Origin of the sequence: Methanohalophilus euhalobius (assembly GCF_900215215.1) — an archaeon.
Taxonomy (GTDB): domain Archaea; phylum Halobacteriota; class Methanosarcinia; order Methanosarcinales; family Methanosarcinaceae; genus Methanohalophilus; species Methanohalophilus euhalobius.
The window spans coordinates 1-5,172 of sequence record NZ_OBDR01000021.1 but is presented as its reverse complement, the minus strand read 5'-3'; the positions used below and the strand labels follow the sequence as shown (position 1 = coordinate 5,172).

The window sequence follows — 5,172 nt, the reverse complement described above, 5'->3', positions numbered from 1 at the left end:
ATCGTTATCAGCCTGTTATAGAAAAGGAGTTTGGCGAGGAGTACGATATGGTTCACATGAATATTGCCCAGTTCACGGCCCTGGCGCTGGGTGGCGATCCTCTCAGGGTTTGTGGCTTTCAGACACATTCGGTTGATCTGACTGATTTTCTGGAGACCCTCTGAATATCGGAAAAGGTTATTGTGCATAACATCTATACAGGGTTAAAACGTATTTTTCTCAAGAATCTCACAGGTGTTTAATTTTGAGTACTATCAGCGAGAAGATATTCAGCCGGGCAGCCGGCAAAAAGGCAAAGGCCAATGATTTTGTGATAGCTGATATTGATTATGCAATGGCCCACGACGGTACCAGCATTCTGGCAGTCCGTTCTTTCCGCCAGATGGAAGTTGAAAAGGTATGGGATCCTTCACGTATAGTGATTCCCTTTGATCACCTGGCACCAGCGAATTCCGATACTACGGCAGGTCTGCAAAAGGATATTAGGGGATGGGTACGTCAACAGGGCATAAACAATTTCTATGATATTGGCAACGGCATCTGTCATCAGGTGTTGCCTGAGAAGGGTTTTGCAATGCCGGGCAAGTTGATTGTGGGTGCTGATTCCCATTCCTGTACATATGGTGCCTTCGGTGCCTTCGGTACTGGTGTAGGGGCAACGGACATGGCCGAAATATTCGCATCCGGCAAACTCTGGTTCCGTGTACCGGAATCCATTAAGGTTGCAGCTGAAGGAAAAATGGGAGAGAGGGTTTATGCCAAGGACCTCACCCTCAAGATCATCGGTGAGGTGACCGCTTCCGGGGCGACCTACAAAGCGGTTGAATTCTATGGTAATGCCATAGAGGAACTTTCCATGGCAGGCAGGATGACCCTTTCCAATATGGCTATTGAAATGGGTGCCAAGGCGGGTATAGTACCTCCCGATGCAACGACATTTGAATACCTGAAAGACAGGGCAGTCAGTGATTATGAACCTGTTTATTCGGATGAGAATGCAGATTATGTAGCCGAATATCACATTGATGTGAACTCCCTTGAACCGCAGGTTGCCTGTCCCCATGAGGTGGACAACGTTTGTGGTGTGTCAGAAATTGCAGACAAAAAAATCGATCAGGCATTTATCGGTACCTGTACCAATGGCCGGCTGGAGGACCTTGAGGCTGCAGCAGAAGTGCTGAAAGGCAACGAGGCTGCGGTGAGGACAATTGTAATACCGGCTTCCAGGCAGGTTATGAAGGAAGCCGCAAGAAAAGGATTAATAGAGATATTCCTCGATGCAGGCGCTACCATAGGTACTCCGGGATGCGGTCCATGTCTGGGTGGTCACATGGGGGTTATTGGTGAAGGTGAAGTATGTATTTCCACTGCAAACCGTAACTTCCGGGGTCGTATGGGTACAGGTGGCTACATCTATCTTGCTTCACCAGCAACGGTTGCCGCTTCGGCTATAAAAGGTGAGATTACCGATCCGCGTAATATATGAGATGGTACAATGGAAGAAATAAACAGGGATAAACTGAAACATTTGCTTGAACATTGGATAGAACACAACGGAAACCATTGTGATAGTTTTGAGAAATGGATTCCCCAGCTTGAGGATGCGGGGTTCCAGCAGGCTGCAGAATATGTTTCTGCTGCCTCTTCTGAAATGGAACAATCAACGAATATGTTGAGAAAAGCACTGGAATCCCTTGAATAACTTCAAGGGATTACCATTACCGCTGTTTTTGCATGTCTGAGGACCTTTTCAGAAACGCTTCCCATAAGATAGCGCTCCAGACCTGTGCGTCCCAGTGAGCCCATAACGATTATATCTATTTCATTTTCTTTTGCAAAATCAAGTATTTCTTCTGCAGGATAACCTGCCAAAAGAACTGTATCAACCGCTACTCCCTGGGGATTTCCCAGTTCTTCCACATACTGAAGGGCTTGTTGTCCTTCTCTTTTTATGTCTTCGTGGGGGATGTCAAAATTTGTGATTCTTGCTCCATATGGAAGGGTTTTTGATGAAAGTTCTTTCATTACGTATACTGCAAATACCTTTGCTCCATAGATTTTTGCCAGCCCGATTCCTTCTGAAGCTGCCTTTTTGGAGTGTTCAGATCCATCTGTTGCAATTAATATCTTTTTTACATTATTCATTATATCCCCACTACATAATAATGAAGGTAGGTTATATTAACATTTGGAAGGATACTCATTCATATATCTTCGAATAAAGGTACGTCCAGCACATAACCCAACAATGCTACAACCAGTGTAGCGGGTGCATAAATAGGAATATTATCGCCCGCCATGTTGAAATATCAGGTTAATTATGGCAACATATACCATTACTGTAGTGATCAACACTATAATCTGGAAAATCCCTTTTTCAGGTGGCATGATTGTTCACTATATCAATATTTGAAATCTGCCTATTCATGATTTGCGGTGCTGTCTGCCTATAGGCATTTTCCTGCAGAGGCGATTAACACCGTTACGGACTTATTTCCTATTGGGGTCACAGTACTTCTAATATTCTTGTTACGATAGCCGTACTTAATTTGATTTATATAGGGCTGGCATCCAATATCAGTACTGTAGTAATATTGCAACAGGCGATTGTCATGAAAGAAAGAGTACTGATACTTGGAGCCGGTTATGCGGGTGCGGTGATTGCAAACACACTGGCCCGTGAGTTCAGGCGTAAAATTGCAAAGGATGAACTTGAAATTACAGTGCTTGACAGGAACGATATGGGAGTTAACCAGGGTGGTTTTACTTTACTGCCCTTTGGGTTATACACCCCTGAGGACCTGGTCAGGCCCAGGAAAGAATCACTGAGTCCCAGGATTCAGAGTCGTTTTGGTGATCAGGGTGAAGTCACGGATATTGACCTGAACAGGCAACAGGTAACGACCAAATCCGGTACAAAGTATTCCTATGATCATCTTGTGATCGCAATGGGTGCAAGACCGGATGCTTCCGGTGTGCAGGGTCTTGAAGATGATCTGAATACATTCTATACATCTATGGATGATGCCCTGGAAGTAGGGGAGCTTATCCGCAATTTCAAAGGTGGCAGGATAGTGGTTTCGGTTTCCAGGATGCCGATACCCTGCCCCGGTGCGCCGGTAAAATTCTCCTTTTTGCTGGAGAGTTACCTGAGAGATATACGCAATATCAGGGATGATGTGCAGCTGACGCTTCTCTGGCCCATGGAACCAATAGGTCCGCCGGAGTTTAACAAACTGGTTACCGGTCGTCTTGAAGAAAAAGGAATCGAGGATATCAGGCAGTTCCAGCTTGGTAAGGTTGATGCTGCAAACAAGATGGTTGAATCTACCGATGGCAGACAGGAAAACTATGACCTGCTTATCACGGTTCCTCCCCACAAACCACAACAGGCTGTACTGGATTCGGGTCTTACAGATGAAAAAGGGTGGATTGCCGCGGATAAAACAACATTACAATATCGTGGTCCTGTCGGGGATAAGGATAATGTGTATGTTGTGGGGGACAATGGTCCGGCCGATATCATGAAAACGGGAATTGGTGCGCACTATCAGGCACAGGTGGTATCCCACAATCTTATCAATACGATCAATGGCAACAATATCAAATCGAAGTACAAGGGTGAGACCGGTTGCCCGATAATTACAGACATGGCCTCTGATGCCCATGCCGGTAGAGCATACATTGCAACCTGGAGTTACAATAACCCGCCCCAATCGTTCGATACCACTCAGCTTGGCTGGTATCTGTACCGGATGTATTACTACCTGCACTGGGACATGAGTATTAAGGCATTGATGTGAGGTGATTGGTATGGCTGAAGATATAGAGAATGTTAATATAGGAATGACACAGGCAGACATCGACGCCTTCCTGGATATTGTCAGGACTGCCCGTATCATGCAGAGTTACTTAAATGATGAGACGGTCCACGGTGTTGCGAATGTGATGACTCCCCTGCTAAAACTGCTCAACGGGGTTGCCAGTACGGATCTTGTGGATGTACTGGAAAGGAGTATGCAGGACCCTGATATGGATCGGGCTTTGATGAACCCGCCAAAGGTGGGGATGTATGGTGCACTTCGTGAGATGGGAGATGAGGATTTCCAGAAAGGGCTGGGTATAGCCATTGAATTCCTGAAAGCTCTTGGCAGGGCTTCGGAGGATATAGGAGACTAATTTCCCGCTCTTTCCTGTTTTCCTCCTTTCTTTTTTCACTTCAATTTTGCTATTCCACCACAACATTTATGCTTGCTGCCTTCCTAATTTCTTTTAAGGTGTTTTATGCATTTAGCCAAAGACAGGGACATCGGCCGTGTGGCCTGTTGCAAGGAGGCTATCGATGCTTCCTGGGCAATCTATGACAGTTTCTCACTGCTGGATTATTTCCATGACTGCGAATTTGCAATGCAGTCCCGCAGATTTTCCTGGGGAGGGGCTGTAGCCTATGCATATGATGCCAGGGATGCTATCTATATATTGCTTCTTTTTTCCCGCCAGCAAAACAGGGGGCACGGCCACAGATTGGTCAATTGCATCATTGAGCATGCCCGTTATAAGGGATACAGCCGTGTTTATGTGACTACTTCCTATAGGTCTCCACACCACTACGCTGCAGGTAGGTTCTATGTTTCATGCGGTTTTCGCATGATCGGCTCGGATGAGGAACATATGTATTATGGACTGGATGTCAATGATGTACCTGTATTCCACTGTCCGGATACTTCGACCCCCTCTGCGAATTTTGAATATCGTTTATCAGATTTTTTACTTATTGGAATGGCACTAATGCTTGATACTTTGAACAGGGATAGGGGGGAGCCAAAGGTTGTACAAAAGTTGGGGAAGGTTATTGGGGAAAAAGAAAAAAGATTTTTTAAATAATGGTAAATAATAAAAAATAGGAAAGAGTGACTAATCTTAAAATATCATTATCTTCACGAATTGACTAAGGGACAAACAAGAGGGGTTTTATTCCCTTGTCAATGATTCAATTAACTCCCTGTGCTGGGCAAATCTTTCCAGTAATTCATCTTTCTTATGTAGTGTAAAGTCCTCAAATTCAAAACCCGGTGCAACCGTACATCCCACAAGTGAATAGTCATATTTGGAATTATCACACACTGTTGCACCAAAGACTGAACCTGCAGGGACAATACCCTGTGGTATCTC

The 5,172-nt window shown here is 45.1% G+C and carries 7 protein-coding genes; 5 read left to right on the top strand and 2 right to left on the bottom strand.

The window, feature by feature from the left end; translation table 11 throughout:
• Positions 1–244 precede the first annotated feature (244 nt).
• Both CP947_RS10175 and CP947_RS10170 read left to right on the top strand, forming a co-directional pair.
• A complete protein-coding gene (locus tag CP947_RS10175) occupies positions 245–1,486 on the top strand; it encodes a 3-isopropylmalate dehydratase large subunit (RefSeq protein ID WP_096713073.1) in 1,242 nt (413 codons plus the stop codon).
• A gap of 9 nt (positions 1,487–1,495) precedes the next feature.
• Positions 1,496–1,702: a hypothetical protein gene (locus CP947_RS10170; RefSeq protein WP_096713072.1), complete on the top strand. Its 207-nt coding sequence runs from the start codon at positions 1,496–1,498 to the stop codon at positions 1,700–1,702.
• A gap of 2 nt (positions 1,703–1,704) precedes the next feature.
• Here CP947_RS10170 and CP947_RS10165 read toward each other — a convergent pair whose 3' ends face one another.
• Positions 1,705–2,145, bottom strand: a complete 441-nt coding sequence (locus CP947_RS10165; RefSeq protein WP_096713071.1) for a universal stress protein — start codon at positions 2,143–2,145, stop codon at positions 1,705–1,707.
• A 467-nt stretch (positions 2,146–2,612) separates the two neighbouring features.
• Between CP947_RS10165 and CP947_RS10160 the strand changes: the two genes are divergently transcribed.
• The 3 genes from CP947_RS10160 (at position 2,613) to CP947_RS10150 (ending at position 4,884) form a co-directional block, all read left to right on the top strand.
• Positions 2,613–3,803 (top strand): NAD(P)/FAD-dependent oxidoreductase, encoded by a 1,191-nt coding sequence (locus CP947_RS10160; protein ID WP_096713070.1) that lies wholly within the window; start codon positions 2,613–2,615, stop codon positions 3,801–3,803.
• A gap of 10 nt (positions 3,804–3,813) precedes the next feature.
• Positions 3,814–4,179: a DUF1641 domain-containing protein gene (locus CP947_RS10155; protein ID WP_096713069.1), complete on the top strand. Its 366-nt coding sequence runs from the start codon at positions 3,814–3,816 to the stop codon at positions 4,177–4,179.
• Positions 4,180–4,284: 105 nt separating this feature from the next.
• The gene (locus CP947_RS10150; RefSeq protein WP_096713068.1) at positions 4,285–4,884 is read left to right on the top strand and encodes a GNAT family N-acetyltransferase; all 600 of its coding nucleotides are present in this window, start codon (positions 4,285–4,287) and stop codon (positions 4,882–4,884) included.
• An 87-nt stretch (positions 4,885–4,971) separates the two neighbouring features.
• On the opposite strand, the gene CP947_RS10145 is transcribed toward CP947_RS10150, so the two are convergent.
• Positions 4,972–5,172: cupin domain-containing protein (locus CP947_RS10145; protein WP_172425469.1), on the bottom strand; the 201-nt coding region annotated here is incomplete at its 5' end.

What these genes read in the sequence shown, in the direction of transcription:
- CP947_RS10170 (WP_096713072.1), top strand. Translation starts at nt 1,496, where the DNA reads ATGGAAGAAATAAACAGGGATAAACTGAAACATTTGCTTGAACATTGG.
- CP947_RS10165 (WP_096713071.1), bottom strand. Translation starts at nt 2,145, where the DNA reads ATGAATAATGTAAAAAAGATATTAATTGCAACAGATGGATCTGAACAC.
- CP947_RS10160 (WP_096713070.1), top strand. Translation starts at nt 2,613, where the DNA reads ATGAAAGAAAGAGTACTGATACTTGGAGCCGGTTATGCGGGTGCGGTG.
- CP947_RS10155 (WP_096713069.1), top strand. Translation starts at nt 3,814, where the DNA reads ATGGCTGAAGATATAGAGAATGTTAATATAGGAATGACACAGGCAGAC.
- CP947_RS10150 (WP_096713068.1), top strand. Translation starts at nt 4,285, where the DNA reads ATGCATTTAGCCAAAGACAGGGACATCGGCCGTGTGGCCTGTTGCAAG.